Genomic DNA, 224 nt, shown 5'->3' on the forward strand with positions numbered 1-224 from the left:
TCGGGTCGCCCACCGTGCTCGCGTCGACCCTGGGGCGGGCGGCCCTGGAGCGCTGGAAGGCGCTGCTCCTGCCCCTGCTCGACGACTCCCGGGCCGCCGGCGAGTGGACCCCGCCCGCGGCGCGGCATCGATCGCCGGTGCGGTTCGGCGTGCTCGCGGGGCGCCCGACGCTGATTCGGCGCACCCGGCGTACCGTCCACGTGCTCGTCGCGTCGGAGCCCGCC

General features: G+C 78.6%; 1 protein-coding gene. It reads left to right on the plus strand.

Going from position 1 to position 224, the window contains the following annotated elements; translation table 11 throughout:
* Positions 1 to 224, plus strand: a 224-nt coding sequence (locus GT354_RS29190) for a hypothetical protein (RefSeq protein WP_161359363.1), incomplete at both ends; no start/stop codon positions are given.

Origin of the sequence: Streptomyces sp. SID3343, assembly GCF_009865215.1 — a bacterium.
In the GTDB taxonomy this organism is placed as follows: Bacteria; Actinomycetota; Actinomycetes; order Streptomycetales; family Streptomycetaceae; genus Embleya.